At 67.5% G+C, this 24,658-nt stretch carries 18 protein-coding genes and 1 pseudogene; 9 read left to right on the plus strand and 10 right to left on the minus strand.

Translation table 11 applies throughout. The features are described from left to right. Nucleotides 1-3: 3 nt before the first annotated feature. Both NG1_RS00555 and NG1_RS38725 read right to left on the minus strand, forming a co-directional pair. A complete protein-coding gene (locus NG1_RS00555) occupies nucleotides 4-1,464 on the minus strand; it encodes a CCA tRNA nucleotidyltransferase (protein WP_062966863.1) in 1,461 nt (486 codons plus the stop codon). A gap of 241 nt (nucleotides 1,465-1,705) precedes the next feature. Continuing rightward, nucleotides 1,706-1,834 (minus strand): hypothetical protein, encoded by a 129-nt coding sequence (locus tag NG1_RS38725; RefSeq protein WP_281218002.1) that lies wholly within the window; start codon nucleotides 1,832-1,834, stop codon nucleotides 1,706-1,708. A gap of 527 nt (nucleotides 1,835-2,361) precedes the next feature. Here NG1_RS38725 and NG1_RS00560 point away from each other — a divergent pair. The 8 genes from NG1_RS00560 (at nucleotide 2,362) to NG1_RS00595 (ending at nucleotide 14,782) form a co-directional block, all read left to right on the plus strand. Then, nucleotides 2,362-2,907: an NUDIX hydrolase gene (locus NG1_RS00560; RefSeq protein ID WP_040871303.1), complete on the plus strand. Its 546-nt coding sequence runs from the start codon at nucleotides 2,362-2,364 to the stop codon at nucleotides 2,905-2,907. Next, complete coding sequence (locus NG1_RS00565; protein WP_062966865.1) at nucleotides 2,904-5,474, plus strand: DUF6049 family protein; 2,571 nt, start codon at nucleotides 2,904-2,906, stop codon at nucleotides 5,472-5,474. Before NG1_RS00560 ends, NG1_RS00565 begins: the two co-directional genes overlap by 4 nt. A gap of 226 nt (nucleotides 5,475-5,700) precedes the next feature. After that, nucleotides 5,701-10,146, plus strand: a complete 4,446-nt coding sequence (locus NG1_RS00570) for a murein biosynthesis integral membrane protein MurJ (RefSeq protein ID WP_245659736.1) — start codon at nucleotides 5,701-5,703, stop codon at nucleotides 10,144-10,146. Between the two features lie 298 nt (nucleotides 10,147-10,444). After that, nucleotides 10,445-11,026, plus strand: coding sequence for an RNA polymerase sigma factor SigM (sigM, locus tag NG1_RS00575; protein WP_062967196.1), 582 nt, complete (start codon nucleotides 10,445-10,447; stop codon nucleotides 11,024-11,026). Nucleotides 11,027-11,128: 102 nt separating this feature from the next. Continuing rightward, the gene (locus NG1_RS00580; RefSeq protein WP_062966868.1) at nucleotides 11,129-11,914 is read left to right on the plus strand and encodes an RsmA family anti-sigma factor; all 786 of its coding nucleotides are present in this window, start codon (nucleotides 11,129-11,131) and stop codon (nucleotides 11,912-11,914) included. 109 nt (nucleotides 11,915-12,023) lie between these two features. Further along, on the plus strand, nucleotides 12,024-13,040 hold the full coding sequence (trxB, locus tag NG1_RS00585) for a thioredoxin-disulfide reductase (RefSeq protein ID WP_062966870.1): 1,017 nt from the start codon (nucleotides 12,024-12,026) through the stop codon (nucleotides 13,038-13,040). 55 nt (nucleotides 13,041-13,095) lie between these two features. After that, complete coding sequence (gene trxA / locus NG1_RS00590) at nucleotides 13,096-13,428, plus strand: thioredoxin (protein ID WP_062966872.1); 333 nt, start codon at nucleotides 13,096-13,098, stop codon at nucleotides 13,426-13,428. Between the two features lie 160 nt (nucleotides 13,429-13,588). Continuing rightward, nucleotides 13,589-14,782, plus strand: a complete 1,194-nt coding sequence (locus tag NG1_RS00595) for an N-acetylmuramoyl-L-alanine amidase (RefSeq protein WP_062966874.1) — start codon at nucleotides 13,589-13,591, stop codon at nucleotides 14,780-14,782. Between the two features lie 67 nt (nucleotides 14,783-14,849). Here NG1_RS00595 and NG1_RS00600 read toward each other — a convergent pair whose 3' ends face one another. From NG1_RS00600 to NG1_RS00610, 3 genes are all read right to left on the minus strand, one after another. Continuing rightward, entirely contained in the window at nucleotides 14,850-15,578 is a 729-nt protein-coding gene (locus NG1_RS00600; protein WP_040871374.1) for a hypothetical protein, read from the minus strand. 251 nt (nucleotides 15,579-15,829) lie between these two features. Further along, complete coding sequence (locus NG1_RS00605) at nucleotides 15,830-16,843, minus strand: ParB/RepB/Spo0J family partition protein (RefSeq protein WP_062966876.1); 1,014 nt, start codon at nucleotides 16,841-16,843, stop codon at nucleotides 15,830-15,832. Nucleotides 16,844-16,913: 70 nt separating this feature from the next. Then, entirely contained in the window at nucleotides 16,914-17,867 is a 954-nt protein-coding gene (locus tag NG1_RS00610) for a ParA family protein (protein ID WP_040871376.1), read from the minus strand. A gap of 1,475 nt (nucleotides 17,868-19,342) precedes the next feature. Here NG1_RS00610 and NG1_RS35060 point away from each other — a divergent pair. Next, nucleotides 19,343-19,540, plus strand: a pseudogene (locus NG1_RS35060) (acyl-CoA dehydrogenase family protein); the annotation flags it as partial. A 1,593-nt stretch (nucleotides 19,541-21,133) separates the two neighbouring features. Here the strand turns inward: NG1_RS35060 and rsmG are convergent. The 5 genes from rsmG to rnpA all read right to left on the minus strand — a co-directional run bounded on the left by rsmG (nucleotide 21,134) and on the right by rnpA (nucleotide 24,644). Next, entirely contained in the window at nucleotides 21,134-21,925 is a 792-nt protein-coding gene (gene rsmG / locus NG1_RS00615; protein WP_084498600.1) for a 16S rRNA (guanine(527)-N(7))-methyltransferase RsmG, read from the minus strand. A 141-nt stretch (nucleotides 21,926-22,066) separates the two neighbouring features. After that, nucleotides 22,067-22,573, minus strand: a complete 507-nt coding sequence (locus NG1_RS00620) for a Jag family protein (RefSeq protein ID WP_062966878.1) — start codon at nucleotides 22,571-22,573, stop codon at nucleotides 22,067-22,069. Between the two features lie 157 nt (nucleotides 22,574-22,730). Continuing rightward, nucleotides 22,731-23,813, minus strand: a complete 1,083-nt coding sequence (gene yidC / locus NG1_RS00625; protein ID WP_062966880.1) for a membrane protein insertase YidC — start codon at nucleotides 23,811-23,813, stop codon at nucleotides 22,731-22,733. 4 nt (nucleotides 23,814-23,817) lie between these two features. Beyond that, nucleotides 23,818-24,216, minus strand: a complete 399-nt coding sequence (yidD, locus tag NG1_RS00630; RefSeq protein WP_062966882.1) for a membrane protein insertion efficiency factor YidD — start codon at nucleotides 24,214-24,216, stop codon at nucleotides 23,818-23,820. Further along, nucleotides 24,213-24,644, minus strand: a complete 432-nt coding sequence (rnpA, locus tag NG1_RS00635; RefSeq protein ID WP_062966884.1) for a ribonuclease P protein component — start codon at nucleotides 24,642-24,644, stop codon at nucleotides 24,213-24,215. The genes yidD and rnpA overlap by 4 nt, the downstream gene beginning before the upstream one ends. Nucleotides 24,645-24,658: the final 14 nt, after the last annotated feature.

Here is a 24,658-nt window from a genome sequence, read left to right on the forward strand (position 1 = left end):
TGTTCAGCTCTGCGTCTTCCACCACTCGAGCAGCGCCGCCTCGGCTTCGTCCCGATCGAGCGGGCCACGGTCGAGCCGCAGTTCCTTCAGATGGCGCCAGGCCCGGCCCACCTCGGGCCCCGGGGGCAGGCCGAGCAGTTCCATGATCGCGTTGCCGTCCAGATCCGGACGAACCTTCGCCAGATCCTCCTGCTCTCGCAACCGCTCGATCCGCACCTCGAGTTCGTCGTAGGTGGCGCGCAGCGCGGCGGCCCTGCGCTTGTTGCGGGTGGTGCAGTCGGCGCGGACGAGTTTGTGCAGGCGGGGGAGTAGCTCCGCGGCGTCGGTGACGTAGCGGCGGACGGCGGAGTCGGTCCACTGCCCCTTGCCGTAACCGTGGAAGCGCAGATGCAGGAACACCAGCCGGGCGACGTCCTCGGTGAACTGCTTCGGGTACTTCAGCGCCCGCATCCGTTTGCGCACCATCTTCGCGCCGACCACCTCGTGGTGGTGGAAGCTGACACCGCCGCCCGGCTCGTTGCGCTTGGTGTCGGGCTTGCCGATGTCGTGCAGCAGCGCGGCCCAGCGCAGCACCAGGTCGGGGTCGCCCTCCTCTTGGTCGATCGCCTGCTCCAGCACGGTGAGCGAATGCCAGTAGACGTCCTTGTGCTGGTGATGTTCATCGATCTCCAGCTTCATCGCGGGCACCTCGGGCAGCACCCGCTGCGCCAGCCCGGTCTCGCACATCACGTTGATGCCGTCGATCGGGTGCGCGCCCCCGATCAGCTTGTCCAGTTCGACCCGGACCCGCTCGGCGGTGATGCGGTCGATCTGGTCGGCCATCGCGGTGATGGCGGCCCGCACCCGGGGATGCGGCTCGAAGCCGAGCTGGGAGACGAATCGCGCGGCGCGCAACATGCGCAACGGATCGTCGTTGAACGAATCCTCCGGCGCGGCAGGCGTATCCAGCACGCCTTCGAGCAGGGCGGTCATGCCGTCGAGCGGATCGACGAACTCCAGCGCGCCGTCCGCTCCGATCTTCACCGCCATCGCGTTCACCGTGAAGTCCCGACGCACCAGGTCTTCGGCGAGCGAGTCGCCGAAGGTCACCTGCGGGTTGCGCGACACCCGGTCGTAGTTGTCGGCGCGGAAGGTGGTGATCTCCAGCTGCTGCCCGGCCTTCGACGCGCTGACCGTGCCGAATGCCAGGCCGCCGGTGTCCCACAGATGGTCGGCCCAGCCGCGCAAGATGTCCTGCACGACCTCCGGCCGCGCGTCGGTGGTGAAGTCCAGATCGGTCCCCAACCGGCCGAGCACCGCGTCCCGCACGCTCCCGCCGACCAGGTACAGCTCGTGCCCCCGCGCCGCGAACATCTCACCCAGCGGCGTCAGCACATCCGCCAGCCCCCCGAGTGTCACCGCCGCGGCGGCCAGCAATCGGGTACGTCTATCCAGCGCAGCGTCCTGCGACTTCGGCGAAACCACGAAGCAGCAGCTTACCGAGCCACGACAACGGTTATCGCGCCGCAGGCCCACGCAGCAGCCCAGATATATAAGGACACCGACATCAACCCAGCCAGCGGCATCCGAAGACCGCGCAACCACCCTCGCGATCCACCTCCACGCGCCGCGCAGAGCCGAAGAACAACGCTCGCCGCCAACCCGCCAAAGAGCGCGCAGTGGCCACCGCCCAGAGGCGAACCACGACTCGCGGATCGACTCATGGTCAGCCGCCGTGAGCGCCGCGCACCCCCGGCCTGCCGATCCTCCGCACCACCCCGCCGATCTCGAACAAGGCGAAGACCCACTGCGCCCGGCCGCGAGCCATCCAGTGGCCGTGCACACCACCGAGCATCCAGCGTGTCCGCGCTCTGATCCAGGTCGTCCGCCTCACGAACAGCCAGCTGTAAGCGGGGCCACCGCTACCCCCACAAACCACCAGTACCGATCAACCTCGACGATCCGCTCCCAAGCCACGCGCCCCGAACGCGGATACCGACGCCCCGAACGCGCCCCCCAACCACGTCTTTCGAGCGAGGCAAGACCTCACCCGCTGACGCCGACCGAAAGCAACACAATCCCCCATCCGAGCGGCCACCGCTACCCCCACGAACCACCAGTACCGGTCGCCCTCGACGATCCGCGCCGAGCGGGCGCGCCCCACGTCCCGAACGCGGATACCGACGCACCCAGCGCACCTCGACTCCCGGTTTCGAGCGAAGCGAGACCGAGCATGCGCCGTTCGCGGCCCGGCTCGCGTTTGCGCGGCCGCCGCGTACGCGACGAAGGAGCAAGCGGCGGTCGCGCAAACGCGAGCCAAGAAGGGGGCCGCGAACACGCCGCGACGCAGTCGCGGCAAATCCAACACAGTAGGATTGCCAGGTGTCTCCGGCCGATCGTGCGAACAGTCGACGCCGCCAGCCTCGGCGCCGCGGTTCGGCCACCAATGCCGCCAATGCCGCCAAGCCGCGGATGCGTACGGTGCGGGAGACCTCGGCGGGTGGACTCGTCGTCGACGGCTTGGACGGTCCTCGGGAGTCGCGCAGTGCGGCACTCATCGGGCGCACCGATCGCCGCGGGCGGTTACTGTGGTCGCTGCCGAAGGGACATATCGAAGAAGGTGAGACCGCCGAGCAGACCGCGATCCGCGAGGTCGCCGAGGAGACCGGCATCAACGGTGTCGTGGTCGCCGAACTCGGCAGCATCGATTACTGGTTCGTGACCGATGGTCGGCGGGTACACAAAACGGTGCATCATTATCTGCTGCGTTCGGTCGGTGGTGAACTGTCCGACGCCGACGTGGAAGTGACCCAGGTCGCCTGGGTCCCGTTGAGTGAATTGGATTCTCGGCTGGCCTATGCCGACGAGCGGCGGCTGGCGGAGATGGCGAACAAGCTGATCGACCGGATGGAGACCGGCAAGCGATGACGCGTGGACTGTTCCGGATCTTCGTGGCGGTCCTGACCATCATCGGCCCGGTGACGACGCTGCCACTGCTCGATTCCGCCTCGGCCGCAGCGCAACCTACCGGGTCCGGCACCTCGACGAATCCCAAATTCCTGAAGCTGTCTCTCGACTCGGTGACGCCGACCACGGTGACCACCGGCAGCGATTCGGTGCTGACGGTCTCGGGCACGGTCACGAATATCGGCGACCGTGTGGTGGACGACGTCAGCATCCGCGTCCAGCGGGCGGCGGCGATCACCGCGCCTGCCGGGTTGCGTGCCACGCTGCGCCTCGACGAGGTCAACTACGACGTGAACGGCGACTTCGAGGATGTCGCGCAGCGGTTGAATCCGGGGCAGCGCAAGCAGTTCACGCTGAGCATCCCGTTGCGCTCCGAGAGCGGCGCCACGTCGCTGGGCATCACGGAACCGGGTGTCTACCCGCTGTTGTTGAACGTGAACGGCGAACCCGCTTACGGCACGCAGGCCAGGCTCGACGACGCCAGGTTCCTGCTGCCGGTGCTCGGCGTGCCACCCGTCGCGGGTGAAGAGGCCCCGTCGGTGACCGCGCCTACCCACGCCCCGGTGGCGACGACGCTGCTGTGGCCGCTGGCCGACCGGCCCAGGCAGGTCGGGGGCCATCCGGGCAGCGTGGACGGCAAGGTGGAGCTGACCGACGACGAATTGGCCGCTTCGCTCGGCAAGGGCGGGCGTCTCGATCAACTGCTGGCCGCGCTGGAGGGGACGTTGAGCCCGGGCGCGGGCCGCAACGCCGATCTGGCTTCGGCCGTGTGCCTTGCCGTCGACCCCGACCTGCTGCTCACGGTGCGCGCGATGACCAGGGGTTACCGCGTGCTGGCCAGCCCGTCCGATCCGGACGGCGCGACCAGGGCGGGCGCGGGCGCCGAACAGGCCCAGACCTGGCTGGACCGGCTGCGCGCGCTGGCCGGGTCGATGTGCACCGTGGCGCTGCCGTTCGCGCAGGTCGATCTCACCGCGCTGGCCGCGGTCAACGATCCGGCGCTGTCCGCGCGCGCGATCAGCGAACCGGCCGAGATCATCGACTCGATCCTTTCCACCCGGTCGGTGCGCGGGGTCGGCCTGCCGGATTCCGGCAGCATCGATGAAGGCGCGGGCCGGCTGTTGCGCAGCCACGGTTTCAGCACCGCAGTGCTCGCCTCGACGGCGGCGGTTCCCCAGGACAGCGTGGACTGGGCGCAGTCGAGCAGTGAGAGCCACCAGACCACGGCCGGTGCGAGCGAGGCAGGAGCCACCGCGGACCCGGTCACTCCCGAAGTGGTGCGGCTGCCCGAGATCACCGCGATCCAGCCAACCGCACCGGTAGCACCGCAGGTCACGGGCAGTCCGGCGCCGCAGGCCGCGGGTTCACCCGCTCCCGCCGCCGACCAGGCACTGCACGCGGTGACTTTCGACATCTGGTCCGCGACGGCGCTCGCCGCGGTGGGCTCCAATCCGCCCACCCCGCCGTTCACTCCGTCCCGGGTCCGCTACGACGTCACCAACGACTCGCGTGCGGCCCGCCTGCAGGACGCTCTCGGGGCGATCTCGTGGAGCGCGCTGCACCCGGAGGCGAGCCGTTCGCTGTTGCTGGTCCCGCCACAACAGTGGGGGGCGAACCGGGACGAGGCGACCGCGCTGCTGCGTCAGGTCGACCAGTTGCTGCGCGGCAATCTCGCCACCGCGCGTCCGTTCCACGATCTGGTGGCGTTGCCGCCGGACCCGCAGGCCTACGCGCTGGACTATCTGTCGCAGGCCGCGCAGGACGCGGTGCCGGACCGGTTCCTGCCGCCGGCGCGCGAGCAGAGCCGTCGAATCACCGAGATGATGCGCGCGCTGGTGGACGTGCCGGAGGCCGAACCGACGCCGCACGACTTCCTGACGCCGCTGCGCGACGATCTGCTGCGGGTGCTCAGCCTCTCCGATCGGCGTGCCGGAGATGCCGCGCCGGCGGATACTTTCGCTCAGCGGCGGCTGGACCAGAACACACGGACGATGGACAAGCTCTATCGCTCGGTCACCGTGCTGCCGCCGGGCGGGGTGTACACGCTCGCGTCCGAGCAGAGCCCACTGCTGCTGGTCGCGCGCAACGACCTGCCGGTGGCCATCCGGGTGAGATTCCGGATCGAGGCGCCGGCCGAGACGAAGATCACCGATCCCGGCGAGCAGCAACTCCCGGCGAACGGGTCGCGCTCCTTCCAGGTCCCGACCGAGGTGAGCGACAGCCGCAACCTGGTGATTCCGATCTCGCTCACCACGCCGGAGGGCGTCGCGCTCGGCAATCCCACCCAGGTCTCGGTGCGTTCGAATGCCTACGGCAAGGCGTTGGCGATAATTACCGGATGCGCCGCACTCCTGCTGCTCCTGCTGGCCGGTCGCCGCTTGTGGCGCCGGTTCCGCGGACAGCCGGATCCGGCCGACGAGGGTTTCGATCCGGGCACCAGGCGCCGGGTCAACCGCTATCGGCGTGCGCGCCTGCGCGTGCTGCGGGCGCAGGAACAAGAGCAGGAGCAGTTGCAGGAGACGCGGTGAGCGATCCCGCTTCGATCCGGTCACGAAAATCGCTGCTACCTGCATTGATGTGGTGCAGTGCGGTGTCGTGTGGCACGGTGGAGGACAATCACGGTGTTCCCGAGCCGGTCCGGTCCGGACGGGGGCCACTGACAGAATGTTCGCCGACCACGGCGAAACTTTGCGGCGAGCCGCGGCTCACCGCACCGATGGGGGTGCGGATATCCCGGCTGGTACAGGAGGCATGATGAGCGACGATGACATATCGGCTCATCGCCCTCGACCAAGCGACCGGTTCGACGGTCCGCCGGTGCGCCGAGCGCCGGTCGCGCCGTGGGAACGCGGCCCGGCTCCGGCCGAAGCCGACCATCAGGACGTGAACAGCGGCCCGTACAACGACGAACAGGCACCGCTGGTGCCGCGGATCAGTCGTCCTCCGGCCGCACCGCAGCCGCGGCCGGGCCAGCGCATGCCTCCGCCGCCACCGCCCGGCTCGCAGCCGAGGCCGCCCGTGCCGCCACCGCCGCGCCCCGGCCCGGTGCCCAACCCGAACCCACGGCAGTATCCCGCTCCGCCGCCACCGGCCGGGCCCGGTCAACCGCGACCGGTTCCGCCCGGTCCGGCTCGCCCGGGACCTGTGCCTTCCGGCCCTCCCGGCGGCGCTCCTAGGCAGGCGCCACCACGCCCGCCGCGGTCCGGCGCGATTCCGGCCGTGCCGCGTCCGCCTCGGTCCGGCGCCATCCCCGCGGTGCCCCGGCCCCCGCAGTCGGGTCCGATCCCCGCCGCGCCGCGTCCGCCCCGCTCCGGGCCGATCCCGGTCGCCACGCCGGAGTCCGACCGCGTGCCGCCGCCGCGCTACGCCCCGCCGCAGCCACAGCAGTTCCCACCGCCGCCACCGCCACCGCCGCGGCAACGGCCGGCCGGCCCGGTCCGGCACGAGCCCGCCGAACCGGATCGTCCGCGGACCAGGGAGTGGCCCGCGGCCACCGACACCGCGGAGCCGCCGAAGGCGGACGAATCGAAGCAGAGCGCGAACTCCCGGCTGCTCAGCGACTCGGGATCGATCGCGTTCGCGACGCTGATCAGCAGGATCACCGGATTCGGTAAGCAGCTGATGCTGCTCACCGTGCTCGGCCCGGCTATCGCCAGCGCGTTCACCGTCGCCAGCCAGATTCCGAACATGATCGCGGAACTGGTGCTCGGCGCCGTGCTCACCGCGATCGTGGTGCCCACGCTGGTGCGCGCGGAGCAGGAGGATCCGGATCGTGGTGCAGCGTTCGTCCGGCGCCTGGTTACCGCGGCTTTCGTGGTCCTGGCCACCGCCGCGCTGTTGGCGACGGCCGCGGCGCCGGTGCTGACCACCCATGTGTTCCTGTCCGACGACGGCAAGGTCAACACCGCGCTCACCACCGCGCTGGCGTTCCTGCTGTTGCCCGCGATCCTGTTCTACGGCATGTCGGCGCTGCTCACCGCGATCCTGAACACCCGGCAGATGTTCAAGCCCGGCGCGTGGGCGCCGGTGCTGAACAACGTGGTCGTGCTCACGGTGCTCGGCTTGTACGTCCTGATGCCCGGCGAGATCACGCTGGATCCGGTCCGCATGAGCGATCCGAAGCTGCTGGTGCTCGGCGTCGGCGTCACGGTCGGCGTGGTGGTGCAGGCGGTCAGCCTCCTTCCTGCCATCCGCAGGGCGGGCATCGACCTGCGCCCGCTGTGGGGGGTCGACGCTCGCCTCAAGCAGTTCGGCGGCATGGGCGCGGCGATCATCCTGTACGTGCTGATCAGCCAGGCGGGCTTCGTGTTCGCCACGCGGATCTCGTCGCATGCCGATGCGGCGGGTCCGGCCATCTACAACAACGCGTGGCTGCTTCTGCAATTGCCGTACGGCGTGCTCGGTGTCACGGTGCTCACCGCGATCATGCCGCGGCTGAGCCGCAACGCCGCCGCCGACGACACGCCCGCGGTGGTCGACGATCTCTCCGCCGCCACCCGGTTGACCATGATCGCGCTGGTTCCCGTGGTCACCTTCCTCACGCTGGCCGGTCCTCAGGTCGGGCAAGCGCTCTACGGCTACGGCAATTTCGGCTCCGACGCCGAACGCCTCGGCCTCGCGGTCAGCTGGTCGGCGTTCGCGCTGGTCCCGTATTCGCTGGTGCTGATCCACCTGCGGGTGTTCTACGCCAGGGAGCAGGCGTGGATTCCGACCTGGATCATCCTCGGCATCACCGCCGCCAAGATCGTCTTCTCCGCGCTGGCCCCGGTGCTCACCGACGCGGAGCACGTGGTGATCGCGCTCGGCGTCGCGAACGGCCTCGGGTTCACGGTCGGCGCCGTGGTGGGTGGTTGGCTGCTGCACCGCAGCCTCGGTGATCTCCGGATGGCCAATGTCGGCCGCACAGTGACCCGTGTCGTGCTTGCGTCACTCGCGGGCGGCGCGGTGATGTGGATCGTGGATCGGGTACTCGGCCTGGATCGACTGACCGCGTCCTTCCACGGCCCGGGCTCGCTGATCCGGGTGGCGATCACGGCCGTCGTCATGTTCGCGGTGGCCTTCGGCCTGATGCGACTCGCCGGAATCCCGGAGATCGTGGCGATCACCGTGGCCATCTCCCGGCGGCTCGGCTGGACCCCGCCCGCGCCGGATCTCGACCTGGAGAGCCCGGTCGAAGATCCTTATGTCACGCAGGTGCTCCGCAGGCCCGACCCCTACTTGGCGTACCCGCGGTTCGATCCGTACATGGACGCCCAGACCATGGTGCTGCCGGTAATCAGAGCCGATGCCGTTGACCGCACCGGCATGGGTGAGTTCCCGTACCCTGTTCGGCAGAGAAGCACAAGTGGCGAAATCGCCGGAACCTCGACATATCAGGGCGAAGGAGGACCGAGGGTGAGCGACGACGCGGTGGGCGGCGTCCCGGCCGCCGATTCTTCTGCGACCACGCCCGGCGGACTGTCCACCGATGTACCGCCGACCGCGGGGGAGCCGTTGGATCCCGCGTACGCGAACAAGGAGCCGGGTACGGCTCCGCCGGAACAGGACGCGGCGAGACCGCAGGAGAATCAGCTGCCGCCAAGGGATCCGATGTACGACACCGGGATGATCCCGGTCGGCTCGCCGGAGATGCCGCCGATGGGCGGCGAGAACTTGGGTGCACGGCGGATTCCGCGCGGCCCCAAGCTCATTCCGGGCGCTTCGGTGGCAGGCGGGCGTTACCGTCTGCTGGCGGGCCACGGCGGCGCCCGCGGCTTGAAGTTCTGGCAGGCGCTGGATATCAAACTCGATCGCGAGGTCGCGCTGACCTTCGTCGACGCCGACCAGAAGGCGGCGGAGAACTCCGGGCACGACGGTCCTCAGGCGATCCTGTCCCGGACGCTGCGCCTCGGCCGGATCAACTCGCCGGGCCTCGCCCGCGTTCTGGACGTCGTGCGCGGCAGCTCCGGCGGCATCGTGGTGGCGGAGTGGACGCCGGGTCGCTCGCTGCGCGAGATGGCCGAGACGGTGCCGTCGCCGATCGGCGCCGCGCGGGCCATCCGCGCCCTCGCCTCGGCGGCCGAGCTGGCTCACCGCGGCGGTGGCTCGCTGTCCATCGATCATCCCGACCGGGTGCGCATCAGCGCCTCGGGTGATGCGGTGCTCGCCTTCCCCGGCACCCTCTCCGACTCCGACGCGCAGTCCGACGTGCGCGGTCTCGGCGCGATGCTGTACGCGCTGATCACCGCCCGCTGGCCGATCCGCTCGGGCGGTGTCAGCGGATCCGCGGCGACCGTCGGCGGCCTCCGGTTCGCCGACTTCGGCCCGGACGGGACTCCGGTGGAGCCACGCCAGATCCGTCCCGAGGTGCCGTTCGAGATCTCCGCGGTCGCCGTGCGCTCGCTGGAGTCGAACAAGGGCGTGCGGACGGCGGCGACGGTCCAGCATGTGCTGGAACAGGCGTCGGTGGTCGATCAGAAGACCGATTTCATTCCGGTGCTCCGGCTCGGCCAGCGCGCGCCCGCGAACATGGACGACTCGCTCGCCGATCCCGAACTGCTCGCGGCCGAACGCGAGCGCTCGCAGCGGATGATGTGGATCATGGTCGGCCTCGGCATCCTCGCCGCGCTGGTGGTCGGCGTCGTCATCTGGTGGATGGTCAGCTTCTTCGCGCCGACCGCTTCGGACGCGCCGCTGAACGAACAGCGCAATATCGGCCTGACCACGAACAACCAGCCGGTTCCGACGCCGGCGGCCGCGGGTCCGAACCTCACGTCGACCGGTGTGCCGGTTCCGGTGACCGGGGTGTCGGTGTTCTCCCCGGAGGGCACCGCAGACGGCGTGGCCAACGTCCAGGCGGTGCTGGACAACGATCCGGGCACCCAGTGGCGCACCGATCAGTACTTCCAGCAGTTCCCGGCGCTCAAGAAGGGGGTCGGGCTGCTGGCCACGCTGCCCGCCCCCGCCAAGCTCACGAGTGTCTCGATCAACTCGCCCAGCGCGGGCACGTCGGTGGAGATCCGCACCTCGCCCACCGGCTCGCCGACGCTGGATCAGACCCAGCTGATCGGTTCCGCCCGGCTGGACAACGGTGTCACCGACATCCCGGTGCGCGCCGACCAAGCCGCACGCTACGTTCTCGTCTGGATCACCGGACTGGGGAATTCCGGAGGACAGTTCCAGACGGCTGTCGCCGACATCCGTTTCGACGCCGCGCCCTAGCCCGGCTCCGCTTCTGCCGCACATTCCTTCGTGCGGGCCACTCGTCGCGCGACGTCGATCGTCGCGTGTTCCGCCGTACTCCGGCCGCCCATTTCGGTTGCTGCCAAAACGTTACGGACGATATGATCTTGGAGCGCTCTCAGCAGGGGAGTTCCGGGTACGCGCGTTTCGGTCCTGGATGCTGCGAGATCTCGGTGATGGTCAACCATGCCCGTTGCCGCCGTGAGGGCCGTCCAAGGGGTTGGCATTGTCGTCCGAAGTGAACGAGGAGCTGGGCAGGGGGGCGTCGCGGCCGGTGATGTGTCACGAGCGTTCCCTCGTGCTCGGTGAGTGCACCGATGTGGAGTTGTTGCAGGCGCATGTGAGTGGTCGGCGGTATGCGTTCGCCGAGTTGCTGCGCAGGCATAACGATCATCTGTGGCAGACGGCGTTGCGCACGTCGTATACGCGTGAGGACGCTGCTGATTCGTTGCAGGATGCGTTGTTGTCGGCGCATCGCACGGCGGGGGCGTTTCGGGCGGAGTCCCAGGTGCGTAGTTGGTTGCATGCGATCGTGGTGAACGCGTGCCTGGATCGGATTCGTCGTAACAAGACCAGGCGCGCGTTGTCGTTGTCGCCGGAGTCGATGCCCGAGCCGAGGGATGAGCGCGATGAGATGGCGGCGGTGGAGATGTCGATGGTCATCGATCGTGCGTTGTTCTCGTTGCCGCCGGAGCAGCGCACGGCGTTGGTGGCGGTGGATGTGGAGGGGTATAGCGTGGCCGAGGCGGCCGCGTTGCTGGGTGTGCCGGAGGGAACGATCAAGAGCAGGTGCGCTCGTGGGCGGCAGCGGTTGAAAGAGCAATTGGATTATCTGCGTGATCCGGGGAACCGGAGGTAGTTGGGATGCGTCATTAATAGTGACGAACCACTGAACGATTCAGAGGCAGGTCCCGTCGGCGAGGGGATCCCCGCGATGTCAGATGCGAACAACGGAGGTGCGATGGCTACCCGGTCCGTGCCGCAGCCCCCGTTCACGCCCGAATTGCTGGCCGACCTGCACGCCGACAATGTGACATCGGCGCAGCGAGAGCAGCTGTGGCCCGCGGTCTCGCGCGACCCGGAGGCAGTGCGGTACCTGGACGCGTTGGACGAGGTCACCACCGAATTGCGTGCTCTCGGCCGGGATGAGCACATCATCCATTCGATGCCGGAGGACGTGGCGGCCCGGCTCGCTCTGTTCATCGATGAACTGGAACCACCCGAGGAGACTCCCGCGGAGAACGCCACGGTTCACCAGCTTTCCCCCGCCCGGGCGCGCGAATCCGCTTCGGCAGCAGAGGTTTCCGGAACCGTGCCGGTGGTTCTCGATGAGCATCGACGCGGCAGATCCCGTTGGCTCGCGGCGGCGGCCGCGGCGATCGTCACGGTGGCGGGCGCCGGCGCCTGGTTCTCGACGTCCTTCGACGGCGATGCCCCCGCGCCCACGGCACAACCGACCCCCGGGAACGACTGGGGTGACGATCTCAGCGCCACCATGGCCCTCAGCGCGCTCGGCAGGAACAACGTCACCGGCTCGCTGGCGGGCCCGGAAGCGCTCGAACGTTGTGTCCGGGCGAACGGTCTCGACCGCACGGTGCTCGGGTCGACCGACATCAGATTCCAGGGCGGCAACGCGGTGCTCATCCTGCTCAACGGCCCGCAACCGCCCAAGATCACCGCACTGGTGGTCGGCACCGGCTGCGGCACCGGCGACCCACAGCGCAAGGCATTGCAGGACATCGGCTGACCTTGCGATCTGCGCCACGCACACGGGTGTGACCCGGACAAGCCGGGAACAACAGCCATTACCCTGTTGTTGACCGACACGTCCGATCGAATCTTCCCGGAAGGGCCCCATGAGCGAGCGTAGCGAGCAAAGAAACGACACCGGCACGCCAGTTCGCGACCTGATCATCATCGGCTCCGGACCCGCCGGTTACACGGCCGCCGTCTACGCGGGCCGTGCCGAGCTCCAACCGCTGCAGTTCGAGGGGACCCAGTTCGGCGGCGCGCTGATGACCACCACCGAAGTCGAGAACTTCCCCGGCTTCCGCGGCGGCATCATGGGCCCTGATCTCATGGAGGAGATGCGCGAGCAGGCCAAGCGGTTCGGCGCGGATATCCGCACCGAGGACGTGGACGCCGTCGACTTGACCGGCCCGATCAAGAAGGTCGTCGTCGGCGGGGAGACCTTCGAGTCCTACGCCGTCATCCTCGCCATGGGCTCGGCCGCACGCTACCTGAACGTTCCGGGGGAACAGCGGTTGCTCGGCCGCGGTGTCAGCGCCTGCGCCACCTGCGACGGTTTCTTCTTCAAGGGCCAGGACATCGTGGTGGTCGGCGGCGGCGATTCCGCGATGGAAGAGGCGACCTTCCTCACCAAGTTCGCCGCCAGCGTCACCATCGTGCACCGCCGCGAGGAGTTCCGCGCCTCCCGCATCATGCTGGAGCGGGCGAAGGCGAACGAGAAGATCAAGTTCGCGCTCAACGCCGAAGTGGTCGAGGTGCACGGTGAGACCAGCGTCACCCACCTGACCCTGCGCGACACCAGGACCGGCGAGACCTCCGAGCTGGCCGCAACCGGCCTGTTCGTCGCGATCGGCCACGACCCGCGCAGCGAACTCGTCAAGGGCCAGGTCGCCTTGGACGACGAGGGCTATGTACTGGTGCAGCACCCGACCACCGCCACCGAGATCCCCGGCGTCTTCGCCGCCGGCGATCTGGTCGACCACACCTACCGCCAGGCGATCACCGCCGCGGGCACGGGCTGTCGGGCGGCCATCGACGCCGAGCGCTGGTTGGCCGACCAGGGCGACATCACCTCGAACACCCTCGCCCACGCGGGTGAGTCGGTAACCGTCCCCGCCAACTGAGCTCGCGCGAACGAGCAACACCCTCTCATCTCGCTGTATCGCAAGGAGAACACCCATGCCCGAGTCCGCCAACACCGTCACCGTCACCGACGCGTCCTTCGCTGACGACGTGCTGTTGAGTGAGAAGCCCGTCCTCGTCGATTTCTGGGCGGACTGGTGTGGACCGTGCAAGATGGTCGCGCCCGTCTTGGAGGAGATCGCGGCCGCGTACACGGACAAGCTGACCGTCGCGAAGGTGGACGTGGACGCCAACCCGAGCACCGCCCGCGATTATCAGATCCTCTCGCTGCCCACTATGATGCTGTTCCGCGGCGGTAAGCCGGTCAAGCAGATCGTCGGGGCGAAGGGCAAAGCGGCTCTTCTGCGCGAACTCGAAGACGTCATCTGACGGCGCGATCCGACGACGCGCCGTACGATGCCTGGACCCGGGGATTGTCGAAACCCGGTCCGGGTCTGAGACAATCGACCGACGTTCCGGTCGTGCGAAGGTGTATCCCATCGCATGAGTGGGTACCCGCGGGTTTGACGGAAGGAAAGGGCTCTCACGCATGCACCGACTTCGTCACGGCGATTCCGGTCCAGCCGTAGCAGAGGTTCGGAGCACCCTGGCAAGCCTCGGGTTCCTACACGCGCATATCGCTACCGATCACGCGGACACACGCGAGTATTGGAAGGACACCGAGGTCTCCTTCGACCACCACCTCGACTCCGCGGTTCGCGCATTCCAGCAGCATCGCGGCTTGCTCGTGGACGGCGTGGTCGGCCCGGCCACCTACCGGGCACTGAAGGAAGCGTCCTACCGGCTCGGCGCGCGCACACTGATCTACCAGTTGTCCGCGCCGCTGTACGGCGACGACGTGGCCACGCTTCAGCGCAGGCTGCAGGACCTCGGTTTCTACGTGCACCGCGTCGACGGCTACTTCGGTCCGCACACCCATGACGCGTTGACCGCTTTCCAGCGGGAGATCGGTCTGTCCGCAGACGGCATCTGCGGTCCCGACACCCTGCGCTCGCTGGACCTGCTCGGCGCCAGGGTGACCGGAGGCAATCCGCACCGGATCGCCGAGGAAGAGGTGGTGCACCGGGCGGGGCCCCAGCTGACGGGCAAGCGGATCGTCATCGATCCGGGTCTCGGCGGTCCCGACAAGGGTTGCGCCGTGCCCTCCGAATACGGCGAGGTCTACGAGTCGGAAATCCTGTGGGACCTGGCCAGCCGTCTGGAAGGGCGGATGGCGGCCACGGGAATGGAGACCTTCCTGTCGCGTCCGTGGGGTGCCAACCCCACCGACGCCGAACGCGCGGACACGTCCAACGCCTTCGACGCCGACTTGATGATCTCGCTGCGCTGTGCAACCAACCCGAGCCCGCTGGCCAACGGTGTGGCAGGGTTCTACTTCGGCAACTCGCACGGCTCGGTGTCCATGATCGGGCAGGTGCTGGCCGGGTTCATCCAGCGGGAGGTCGTCGCCCGAACCTCTCTGCAGGACTGCCGAACCCATGCGCGAACCTGGGATCTTCTGCGTCTCACCAAGATGCCCACCGTGCAGGTCGACATCGGTTATCTGACCAACGAATACGATGCCTCGGTGCTCGCCAACCCGCGCATGCGCGACGTGATCGCCGAAGCCATCTTGATCTCGGTGAAGCGGCTGTACCTGCTCGGACAGGACGACCAGCCGACCGGTACCTACACTTTCGCGGAGCTGCTGGCCGAAGAACTGGCCGCTGCGGACCGTATGTAGCCTCGGCTTTCTCGCAACGAATCGCCCCCTGCCTTCCGACTCGGCAGGGGGCGATTCGGCGTTTGCGTCAGCGCGCCCCGATGCGGGTCGGCGCGGTCATCGATGCCGCCGCGAGCAGCTGATCCAGCGCCCGTTCGACGTCTTCCTTCCAGCCGTGGTCGGAGTCGAGTTCCAACCGCAAGCGGGGGAATCGGTGATGCTGGGCCACGACCTCGAAGCCGACATCCTCCAGGAAGTCGGCGTCGATCATGCAGCTCTCGGGCGAGCACTCGGTCGTCGCGCCCGCCGCACCCGCCCCCTTGATCGGTGCGACGATCCGCTCGAGCAATGTCATCGAGCCGGATCGCTCCGCGAGTGCCTGCGTCGCAGGGTCGGTACGGATGCCGAACGCTTCCAGAGCGCGCACGCCACGGCGCACCAGATCGGCTACCACGGCCTGGACCAGGCGATGGGCTACATCGACGCCCTGATACGGAAATTCGGCCCGCAGCGTGGTCAGCAGGACCGCGTCCGGGCTCACGGGGGAGGTGGGGAAGAGCGCGGCCCGAGGTACCACCCTCGGCGGTGCGTAGAAGGCACAGCCGGCGACGCTGCCGTCGACGTTCGCCACCTGTCCGCACGAACCCCACTCCAACATGACCGTGGAGAGCCAGGCTTCCTTCTCGAACACCGGATCGCTGAAATTGCGCGAGTCCTCCGCCACCGCGGGGTCCATCTCCCAGAAGACACAGCGCCGCGCATGCGCGGGAAGCTTTTCCAGTCCGCCGAGGGTTAGTGCTGTGACGCTGGTCGACACCGCTCTGCTCAGCCTCCAGCTGTCCGATTCATCCACGCTCACGTCGCATCAAAGTCTGCTCGCCAGCAAGAATAAGCGATCAAGGGGAACCCGCCTCATTCCATGTCGCTGTGCTGTTGGTCAAAAGAACTTGTGTTGCTTCGCCGGGAGCGACCCGCGCTCCACGACCGCGCGAAACCCCGCCGTCACAGTGACGTTTCGGCCGGGAACTCGCACCTATCGAAACCACAAGTTTAATTTCGTCACTTCTGTCACACCTGGGGCGCGCTCTGCTCCATCAGGGCGACGATCCTTTCGAGGTCTTCGACCGACCCGAATTCGACGACGATCTTGCCTTTGCGCTTGCCCATACTCACGAGGACCCGGGTGTCGAAGGAGCCGGACAGCCGATCAGCCACGGCTTGTAGGCCCGGCATCTCGATCGGCTTGCGACGGACGACGGGAGAGGGCGCGGCCGCGTCCTGCTCTCGGTTCGCCAGCATGACGGCTTCCTCGGTGGCCCGGACCGAGAGTCCCTCGGCGACGATTCGGGCGGCGAGCACCTCTTGAGCGTCCGCACCCGCTTCGAGACCGAGCAGTGCTCGCGCGTGCCCGGCGGACAGTACGCCCGCCGCGACCCGGCGCTGCACCGGGATCGGCAACTTCAGTAGACGGATCATATTCGTCACAACCGGTCGAGAGCGGCCGATTCGCGAGGCCAATTCCTCGTGGGTGACGTCGAATTCCTCCAGCAGCTGCTGGTAGGCCGCCGCCTCTTCGAGCGGGTTCAGCTGCACCCGGTGGATGTTCTCCAGCAGGGCGTCGCGCAACATCGACTCGTCCGCGGTCTCCCGGACGATCGCGGGAATGGCGGCCAGGCCCGCTTCCTGGCACGCTCGCCAGCGCCGCTCGCCCATGACCAGCTGATAGCGGTCCACGCCCGGCTCGGTCCGGCGCACCACGATCGGCTGCATCAGACCGAATTCGCGGATCGAATGCACCAGCTCGGCTAGGGCGTCTTCTTCGAAGACCGTGCGCGGCTGCTTCGGATTCGGCTCGATCTGGTCCGGCGGGATCTCCCGGTAGCTGGCTCCGCCGGCCTCGAGTTCGGCGTTGTCGTCCGGATCCGGTACCCGATGCAGATAGGTGGAAGGGGGCTGCGGCCCGACCGGATCCAGACCGATGACACTCGCAGCAGCGCTGCTGAGGCCTGGAGCGGCCGTCGGTGTCGTCGGAATCAGCGCGGCGAGACCGCGCCCGAGCCCACCCTTCTTCGCCTGACTCATCGGTCTACCGACCCCTTCCTCGTTCCGCCACCAAACCGGACTGTGCCGGGTGCCGACCCGGCCCGCCGAGTCACTCCGCCGACTTCGTCGCGGCGACGCGCGGGACCGCGCGGGCCGCCATCTCGCGTCCGGCATCCAGGTAGCTCATCGCGCCCCGGGAGCCTGGATCATAATCGAGCACGGTCATGCCGTAACCCGGCGCCTCCGACACCTTCACACTGCGTGGGATCACCGACCGCAGCACGACATCGCCGAAGTGCCCGCGGACCTCCTCGGCGACCTGGTCGGCCAACTTGGTGCGGCCGTCGTACATCGTGAGGATCACGGTCGAGACGTGGAGTTCCGGATTCAGGTGCGCCTGTACCAGTCCGATATTGCGGAGCAACTGACCGACGCCCTCCAGCGCGTAGTACTCGCACTGGATCGGGATCAGCACCTCCTTCGCCGCGACGAGCGCGTTCACCGTCAGCAGACCCAAGGAAGGCGGGCAGTCGATCATCACGTAATCGATGTCGTATCCGGCGATGTTCGCCTCTTGGATCGCGGCTTTCAGCCGACCCTCCCTGGCCACCATCGACACGAGTTCGATCTCGGCGCCCGCCAGATCGATGGTCGCGGGGATGCACAGGAGACGCTCGCTGTGCGGGCTCGTCTGGATCGCGTCCCGCACCGAGACCTCGCCGATGAGCAACTCGTAGCTAGAGGGGACGCCCGAATGGTGCTCGATACCCAGGGCGGTGCTGGCGTTGCCCTGTGGGTCGAGATCGATCACGAGAACCGTCATCCCCTGATGCGCCAGGGCAGCCGCCAGATTCACGGTGGTGGTCGTCTTCCCGACCCCGCCCTTCTGATTGGCGATCGTGATGATGCGTTGCTCGTGCGGTTTCGGCACAGTCACCTTTCCTGGATGGAGGACCTGACTTGCACGTTGCGCTTCGGCAGCGATCGGGGTCTCACTGGGGGAGATGTGCCCGAACGGCGTATTTCCGAATGCCTCCGCGTCGAAATTGCTGGAGTCCAGCATCCCCGGCACGCGCGACGTTGTTTCCCGTGAAACATTCGCCGGACCGCTCGACATAGACAGCTCCTAACCCGAGAAACTTCAGAACACGTACGCGCGATAGGACGGATCGGCGCCGTGCCAGCAACAGCCTTTGTCGGATCGAACACGATGCACAACCGGGTCCGCGGCGCCCGATCGACCGAGCGGAGCTCCTCGCCGCTGTGACAACCAGATCCCTCCGTGGCACCTACGCTCACGCCCGACGGACACTAGCTTGCCAGCACTGAGCGGTTTAAGAAAGCTGAATCGCGGCGAGGCGCAAAGCGACACGCAAATCCGCACGAATTCACTCCGCAACGCGCGCTGTTTCACATGAAACATTGGCCGCGAACCAGGGACGGGAGGTTCGACCTGATGTGGCGGACTGAGCATCGAAGACCGACAGCTGGGTCGCAGCGACAGTTTGGGGCCTGCTTTCGGCCACCTCGACGAGCGTTCTCCGTCCAGCGGATGCATGCTCGTTCCTTCGGATGGGCGCACCTGGTCACGCAGCTGGCGGACGACGAAGTGATGGACGTTGCAGCGGCCGATGGCGATCACGGACAGGGGATTCCACTATGTCTGGGAGTGGACCGGCGTCGGGTGCCTGAAGCGTGCTTGCGTCATGCCAGGGCTGCTGAGCAGGACGGTCGAGTGTTCCACTGAGCGCCGCACTGAGCCATCGGCATTCCGCTGTGGGATGCGGAAGCGATCGAGTGTGACAGAAGCGGAGAAGATCTCCGCCGGGAACGCTGGAGCATACGCAGCCGCATCGCCAATGGGAGATCGGCCGTTGGCGACCCGAGCTGAAGGGAAGTATCAGCCACTCGCTTCCGCCGTCTGTTCATCACCGCACCGATGTTTCACGTGAATCATCGTGTACCGCAATATCCAAGCACTTGCGGACGGCCCACTGCTCCCGAGGTGCACTGGTCGCGCCACCCGCACACAGCCACTTCTCCAGTGTGGGCGTTTGCTCAGGGGAGGGGGAACCACCTCGGGCCCAACCAGCTGCCCATTCCGAAGACCTACTTATCGCGGGCACAGCCGCATCATGCCCGTGTTGGATACCCACCCCACTGCCCGGCCATCGCTGCCCCTCCAAATTCACCGCCCCTCCGCCCTTTCGCGCCCTCCGCCTTTCGCGCCTTTCATTCGTGCGCGCCCTTCACTCGTGCGCGCTCTTCGCATCCTGCGAGCTCCGCTCGTGCGCGCTCTCGGTTCTCGTGCTCGCCCGCCCTTTCCGCGCGCTCCACCTTCCGCGCGCTCCACCTTCCGTGCCCTGCGCCCTTCCGTGCCCTGCGCCCTTCCGTGCGCTCCGCCCTTCCGTGCCCTGCGCTCTTCCCCGTCCGCCCGCCTCCACCGCTCATCCGCACGCTAACTTCTTGCGCGACCCGCGGCTCTTCGTGCCCACCGCTCATCCGCACGCTCACTTCTCGCGCGACCCGCGGCTCTTCGTGCCCACCGCTCATCCGTGCGCTCACTTCTCGCGTTCTCCCGCCCTTCCCTTCGCCGACGAATTCCTCGCCCCGAACACGCTGGAATGGGACGAGCAGAAGCATTTCCCGGTGCACGTGCTGCGCAAGGCGGGCCCGGTCGGTCTCGGCGGCATCTACGTGCGCGAGGACGTGGTCGGTTCGGGCCTGCGCGCCCTCCGCCCTACCCCGCGCGCTCAGTTCTTCCTCGCCCTCCGCTCGTCCGCGCGCTCAGTTCTCGCGCTCTCCCGCTCGTCCGTGCCCTCCGATCTTCCGTGCCGTCGCTCGTCCGGGCGCTCGGCTCCTCCGTGTCCAACGCTCGTCCGTGCGCTCAGCTCTCACGCCCGACTCTTCATGCCCACCTCCGCGCGCTCAGTTCTCGCGCACCCCCGACTCTTCTTCATGCCCACACCTCCGCGCGCTCAGTTCTCGCGCACTCCCGGCTCTTCATGCCCACCGCTCGTCCGCGTCCTCGGTTCTCATGCTCGTCCGCCCTTCTGCCCTTCCGCGCTCTCCGCCCTTTCGCGCACTCAGTTCGTGCGTACCCTCGGCTCTCGTGCCCACCACGTCCGCGGCTCCACCCTTCCGTGCCTTCTCCTTCGTGTGTGCCCTCCGTCGTTCTGTACACATCAACTGCGTGGCGCACCTTGCTCCCTCTTCGCCGGTGCGCCGCACCTTGCGCGCTTCAGACTTCTGCGCGGTTCACCAATCTGCGCCCCTCGAGAATGCGCCCCGCTGTCGCTATTCGCGCACTCCTCTATCCGCGCCGCCGCACACATCCACTTCGCGCGCACTCACCTTCGCCTGTGCGCACTCACCTCGCCGCTCCGCATGTCCGTCGTTGGCGCGAACCAAGTCGGGGGCGCGATGGGAATGGCCCGGGGGGCGTAGAACACTCGAACGTTTCTGCTCCGCAACCCGGCGTGACGCGAGCGCGCTATCCAAATACTCAAGGGACTGGCTTGGCCCCGCCGCGCCGCGAGGCACACGCAGTCACGCTCGGCTAACGCCCGTCTGGAAGTCGGCGCCGAAAGCTCGTTCGCACAGCGCTCTTACGAGCGGCAAGCGTTCGCCGCACCGCGATCCCAGAGATGTAGAGACTCCGTCAACCATCGCGCGGTGGATGATCGCACCGGCACGTCCCGTGCCCGACCCTCCCGCCGAAGATGGTCCTTCCGACCCCACCCGGCCGCGAGCGCTGGCTACAACGATGACACGTCGTGGCCCGACAAGAAGCCGACTCTGATTCACGTGAAACATCGGGAGGGTCAAGCGCCCTGGTCGCAAACCGCAGTGTTCTGGCTCGGATTCACGTGAAACATACGGAGGCGGTAGCCCATCGACTTGACGTCGCCAACCAGTGAAGCGACCTCGCCACTGCCTCGAATGGATACTCGGGAGTCGGGCGCCGCCAGACGCGATCCTGTTGTCACCTCCCTCGGGGGTGAACGGGCTGGTGTCCGTTTGCCAGCAACGCGCCCGACGGGCGCGAGGCACTGACGTTCGAGGTCGAAGAGCGACAGCCCCTGCGGATATCCGCCGCGTCGAACTCGACGCGGACAACGCGCGAATGCTGGGCGCGCCTGATACGGATCCACAACCGCGCGGCTCGGAACGCCTGGCTTAAGTTTTCGCGCGGCCGATAGCGATCGCGGTGAGATTCCGGGTAGCGAACATATCCGCTTGCCTGTGTTCGGCTTTCATCGTTTCGTCAGAGTGACGAAACGTGCCCATGTCCTAAGGTCGGGTATGGAGTCTTCGGCATCGAAGCTTCTACTTGGCCTTGCGCGCCGCACGCTTGCGCCCGCGCTCCTTCGCCACCGTCCGCCCTGCCTTACCTTCGCGTTCGACCGCTCGTTCGGCCCGTCGCAGGGAACTGCGCTCGGCGCGGGGGAGCCGCTCGGCGCTGATCACCATGGTCGGCGTGGCCACCAGGCCGACACCGCATTGCAGCACGACCGCATTGCCGGCTCCGGCTTTCGCCAGCGCGGCGCCATCGCGTTCCAGTTCTTCTGCTGCGCTGGAACCCTTGAGTGCGAGCATGTGCCCGTGGTCGCGTAGGAGGGGGAGTGACCACTGAGCGAGTTTGCCGAGCGGAGCTACCGCGCGAGAGGTGACAACGTCCGCGCCACCGGCTTCTTTCATCACACCGGACTGCTCGGCCCGTCCTCGCACCACGGTTACATCCAAGTCCACCGATTCGATGAACTCGCTCAGAAACACGGTTCGGCGCAGCAATGGTTCGACCAGTGTGATCCGCAGGTCCGGCCGCGCGATCGCAAGCGGGATCCCGGGCAAGCCGGCGCCGCTGCCGATGTCGACCACGGAGGCTCCCTCAGCGATCAACTCTCCGAGGACTGCACAGTTGAGGATGTGGCGATCCCAGAGGCGGGGCACCTCGCGTGGGCCGATCAAGCCGCGCTCCACACCCGCGGTTGCGAGCGCCGTGCAATATCGACGCGCGAGATCGAGTCGGTCGCCGAAGACGGTGGCCGCCGACGCGGGTGGCTCCAGCTCCGCGGGTACCGCGGCGGCTCCACCGAGATCTCGTTCCACGTGAAACATCCTTCCGAACTCGGGTCGATCTACGAGCGAGCAATCGGGCTCCGGACACGAACAAGGCCCCCGATCCGAAGACCAGAGGCCCTATCCAACCACTACCCGTCCGGGCCGCGAAACATGCCGCCCGCTCGGGGATGTCGTACGTCAGCCGGGAACGACCACCACGTGCCGGTTCGGTTCCACGCCTTCACTCTCGCTGCTGACACCCTCCACAGCGGCCACCGCGTCGTGCACGATCTTGCGCTCGAATGGCGTCATGGGCGCGAGCGACTCCGGCTCGCCGGAGTCCAGCACTCGCTGTGCCGCCGCCGCTCCGAGCTCGCTCAGTTCGGACCGTCGTTTGGCCCGCCACCCTGCTACGTCCAGCATCAGTCGGCTGCGCACGCCGGTCGCCTGCTGGACTGCCAGACGAGTCAGCTCCTGCAAGGCGTCGAGCACCTCGCCGTTGCGTCCGACGAGCTTCGTCAGATCACGTCCGCCGTCGATGCTCACCACCGCACGGTCGCCTTCCACGTCGAGATCGATGTCGCCGTCGAAGTCCAGTACGTCGAGCAGCTGCTCGAGGTAGTCGCCGGCGATCTCGCCTTCCTCGATGAGCGCTTCCTCGGCATCGGTCACGACATCGCCGGTTTCCGCCTCGGCGTTCGCCATCGTCGTCGCCACGGTGGCATCCCCTCCGTCGGTCTCAACAGTCATTTGATTTCCTTCATCTGCTCATCGCGCGCGCCGGGCAATCGCCGCCGGGCGGTATTCGCGATCAAGGGTTGCTCAGCGGTCGAGGTGAGCGGATCAGCCCACCGATCGGTCGTCAGCGCTTGCGCTTCTGATTCGCCCTACCCCGGTTGCCCGGCCGCTTCTGGCCGGCCGGTCGGCGTTGGCCCGCGGCCTGCTTCGACGGCTTCGCGGTGCCATTCGTCGATGCGACAGCAGTGTCCTCGTCCGACCCGGAGTCGGCCGCGGTGGCGGATGCCGGCTTCTTCTTCACGTTGACCGGTTTGGCGCCGGGCTTCGGAGCGTTCTGCGCGCGCTGCTCCAGCTTCGCCTGCTTCTTGGCTTCTTCTTCTTTCGCCATGCGACCGAACACGAGGTGCTGCTGCCCGTAGGTCCAGATGTTGTTGGAGACCCAGTACAGCAGGATGGCGATGGGCAGGAACGGCCCACCGACGAGCACGCCGAGGGGGAACACCCACAGCGCGAGCTTGTTCATCATCGCGGCCTGCGGGTTGGCCGCGGCTTCCGGCGTTTGCCGCGCCACCGACGCGCGGGCGTTGAAGTGGGTCGCCAGACCCGCGATGACCATCAGGGGAATTGCGACGAGCGCGATGCTCAGCTTGCTCGGTACGCCGCCGTAGCTGGCGAACGCCTGCAGTTCGTTGACGGGTGTGGTGATGAACGCCGAGATCGGCGCGCCGAAGATACGGGCGCTCAGGAAGGACTGGACATCGGCCGCACTGAAGACGTAGTTCGCGGTGTTCGCGTTCTGCTCCGGCGTCATCGCGAGCTGACCGAGGCCGTGGCCGGTCCGGTTGAACGAGCGAAGCACATGGAAGAGTCCGAGGAACACCGGGACCTGAGCGAGGATCGGCAGGCAACCCATCAGCGGGTTGAAGCCGTTGTCCTTCTGCAGCTTCTGCATCTCGACCGCCATCTTCTGGCGATCGTTCTTGTATTTCTTCTGCAGCTCCTTGATCTGCGGCTGCAGTTCCTGCATCTGCTTGGTGGTGCGCACCTGCTTGACGAACGGCTTGTAGAGCACCAGGCGCAAGGTGAACACCAGGAACACCACGGCCAGCGCCCAGGTGAGACCGTTGTCCGCGCCGAACGCGAACCCGAAGACCCGATGCCAGAACCAGAGGATCCAGGACACCGGGTAATAAATGAAGTCGAGCACGGCTCTATGCACTCCCGTCGTTCGTGTCGCCGATCACCGCGTGCGGCGATCCTTTACAAGCGTTCGGCTCCGACCGCGGTTCGGCGGGCAGGCTCGGTTCCTGCGTCGCCGCGTCGGTCGCTGACCCGTCCGCAGGCTCGGCGCGGGATGTGCTCCGCTTCGGCTCCGGGACGGGGTCCCACCCACCAGGGTGCCAGGGCGCGCATTTGGCCAAACGCACGACCGTCAGTCCGAGCCCGATGAACAGGCCCCGAGTGCGCAGTGCGGTAACCGCGTACTCGCTACAGGTCGGGGTGAAACGGCACACCGGCATGCGGGTGGGGGAGACGTAGGTCCGATACAGCTCGATCGAAAAGATCAGCACGTTCACGGGCAGTCTGGCGATCTTCGCCCAAAGGCTCATGCCCGGCCACCCGTCGACACGCCCGTCTCGGCGGTGAGGCCGAGCTTGCGCAGCGCGGTGCGTACCTGGCGCAGCAGGTCCTCCGACGAAGCCGTCGCGGCGCCCGGAAGCGCACGGATCACGACATCGGTCCCCGGCGGCAGTTCGTCCACCACCTGGGCGCACATATGACGCAGGCGGCGGGCAACGCGATGTCGAATCACCGCGTTGCCCACCGCCTTGCTGACGATCAACCCGAACCGCGGCCCGCCTACGCGGACCAGCAGGTCGTCCGGGACCTGATCATGTCGTCCATTCGCGCCCACACCTCCGTCATACCCGTGTGCGAGCGCATGCACGACCAGATCACGCCTCCCGATTCGCTGGCCACGGCGCACCGTCCGGGAGAAGTCGGCACGATGATGCAACCGATACGGCTCAGGCAACACCCGAGCGTCCGAGA

It is taken from the genome of Nocardia gamkensis NBRC 108242, from assembly GCF_001612985.1.
GTDB classification, from domain to species: domain Bacteria; phylum Actinomycetota; class Actinomycetes; order Mycobacteriales; family Mycobacteriaceae; genus Nocardia; species Nocardia gamkensis.

Bases quoted from the DNA above. Each gene is read 5' to 3' on its own strand.
- trxB (WP_062966870.1), top strand. From the start codon at position 12,024: ATGAGCGAGCGTAGCGAGCAAAGAAACGACACCGGCACGCCAGTTCGC.
- NG1_RS00565 (WP_062966865.1), top strand. From the start codon at position 2,904: ATGACGCGTGGACTGTTCCGGATCTTCGTGGCGGTCCTGACCATCATC.
- NG1_RS00570 (WP_245659736.1), top strand. From the start codon at position 5,701: ATGAGCGACGATGACATATCGGCTCATCGCCCTCGACCAAGCGACCGG.
- NG1_RS00620 (WP_062966878.1), bottom strand. From the start codon at position 22,573: ATGGCGAACGCCGAGGCGGAAACCGGCGATGTCGTGACCGATGCCGAG.
- NG1_RS00595 (WP_062966874.1), top strand. From the start codon at position 13,589: ATGCACCGACTTCGTCACGGCGATTCCGGTCCAGCCGTAGCAGAGGTT.
- yidD (WP_062966882.1), bottom strand. From the start codon at position 24,216: ATGAGCCTTTGGGCGAAGATCGCCAGACTGCCCGTGAACGTGCTGATC.
- NG1_RS38725 (WP_281218002.1), bottom strand. From the start codon at position 1,834: ATGCTCGGTGGTGTGCACGGCCACTGGATGGCTCGCGGCCGGGCGCAG.
- NG1_RS00580 (WP_062966868.1), top strand. From the start codon at position 11,129: ATGGCTACCCGGTCCGTGCCGCAGCCCCCGTTCACGCCCGAATTGCTG.
- rsmG (WP_084498600.1), bottom strand. From the start codon at position 21,925: ATGTTTCACGTGGAACGAGATCTCGGTGGAGCCGCCGCGGTACCCGCG.
- trxA (WP_062966872.1), top strand. From the start codon at position 13,096: ATGCCCGAGTCCGCCAACACCGTCACCGTCACCGACGCGTCCTTCGCT.
- NG1_RS00605 (WP_062966876.1), bottom strand. From the start codon at position 16,843: ATGAGTCAGGCGAAGAAGGGTGGGCTCGGGCGCGGTCTCGCCGCGCTG.
- NG1_RS00610 (WP_040871376.1), bottom strand. From the start codon at position 17,867: ATGCTGGACTCCAGCAATTTCGACGCGGAGGCATTCGGAAATACGCCG.
- sigM (WP_062967196.1), top strand. From the start codon at position 10,445: ATGTGTCACGAGCGTTCCCTCGTGCTCGGTGAGTGCACCGATGTGGAG.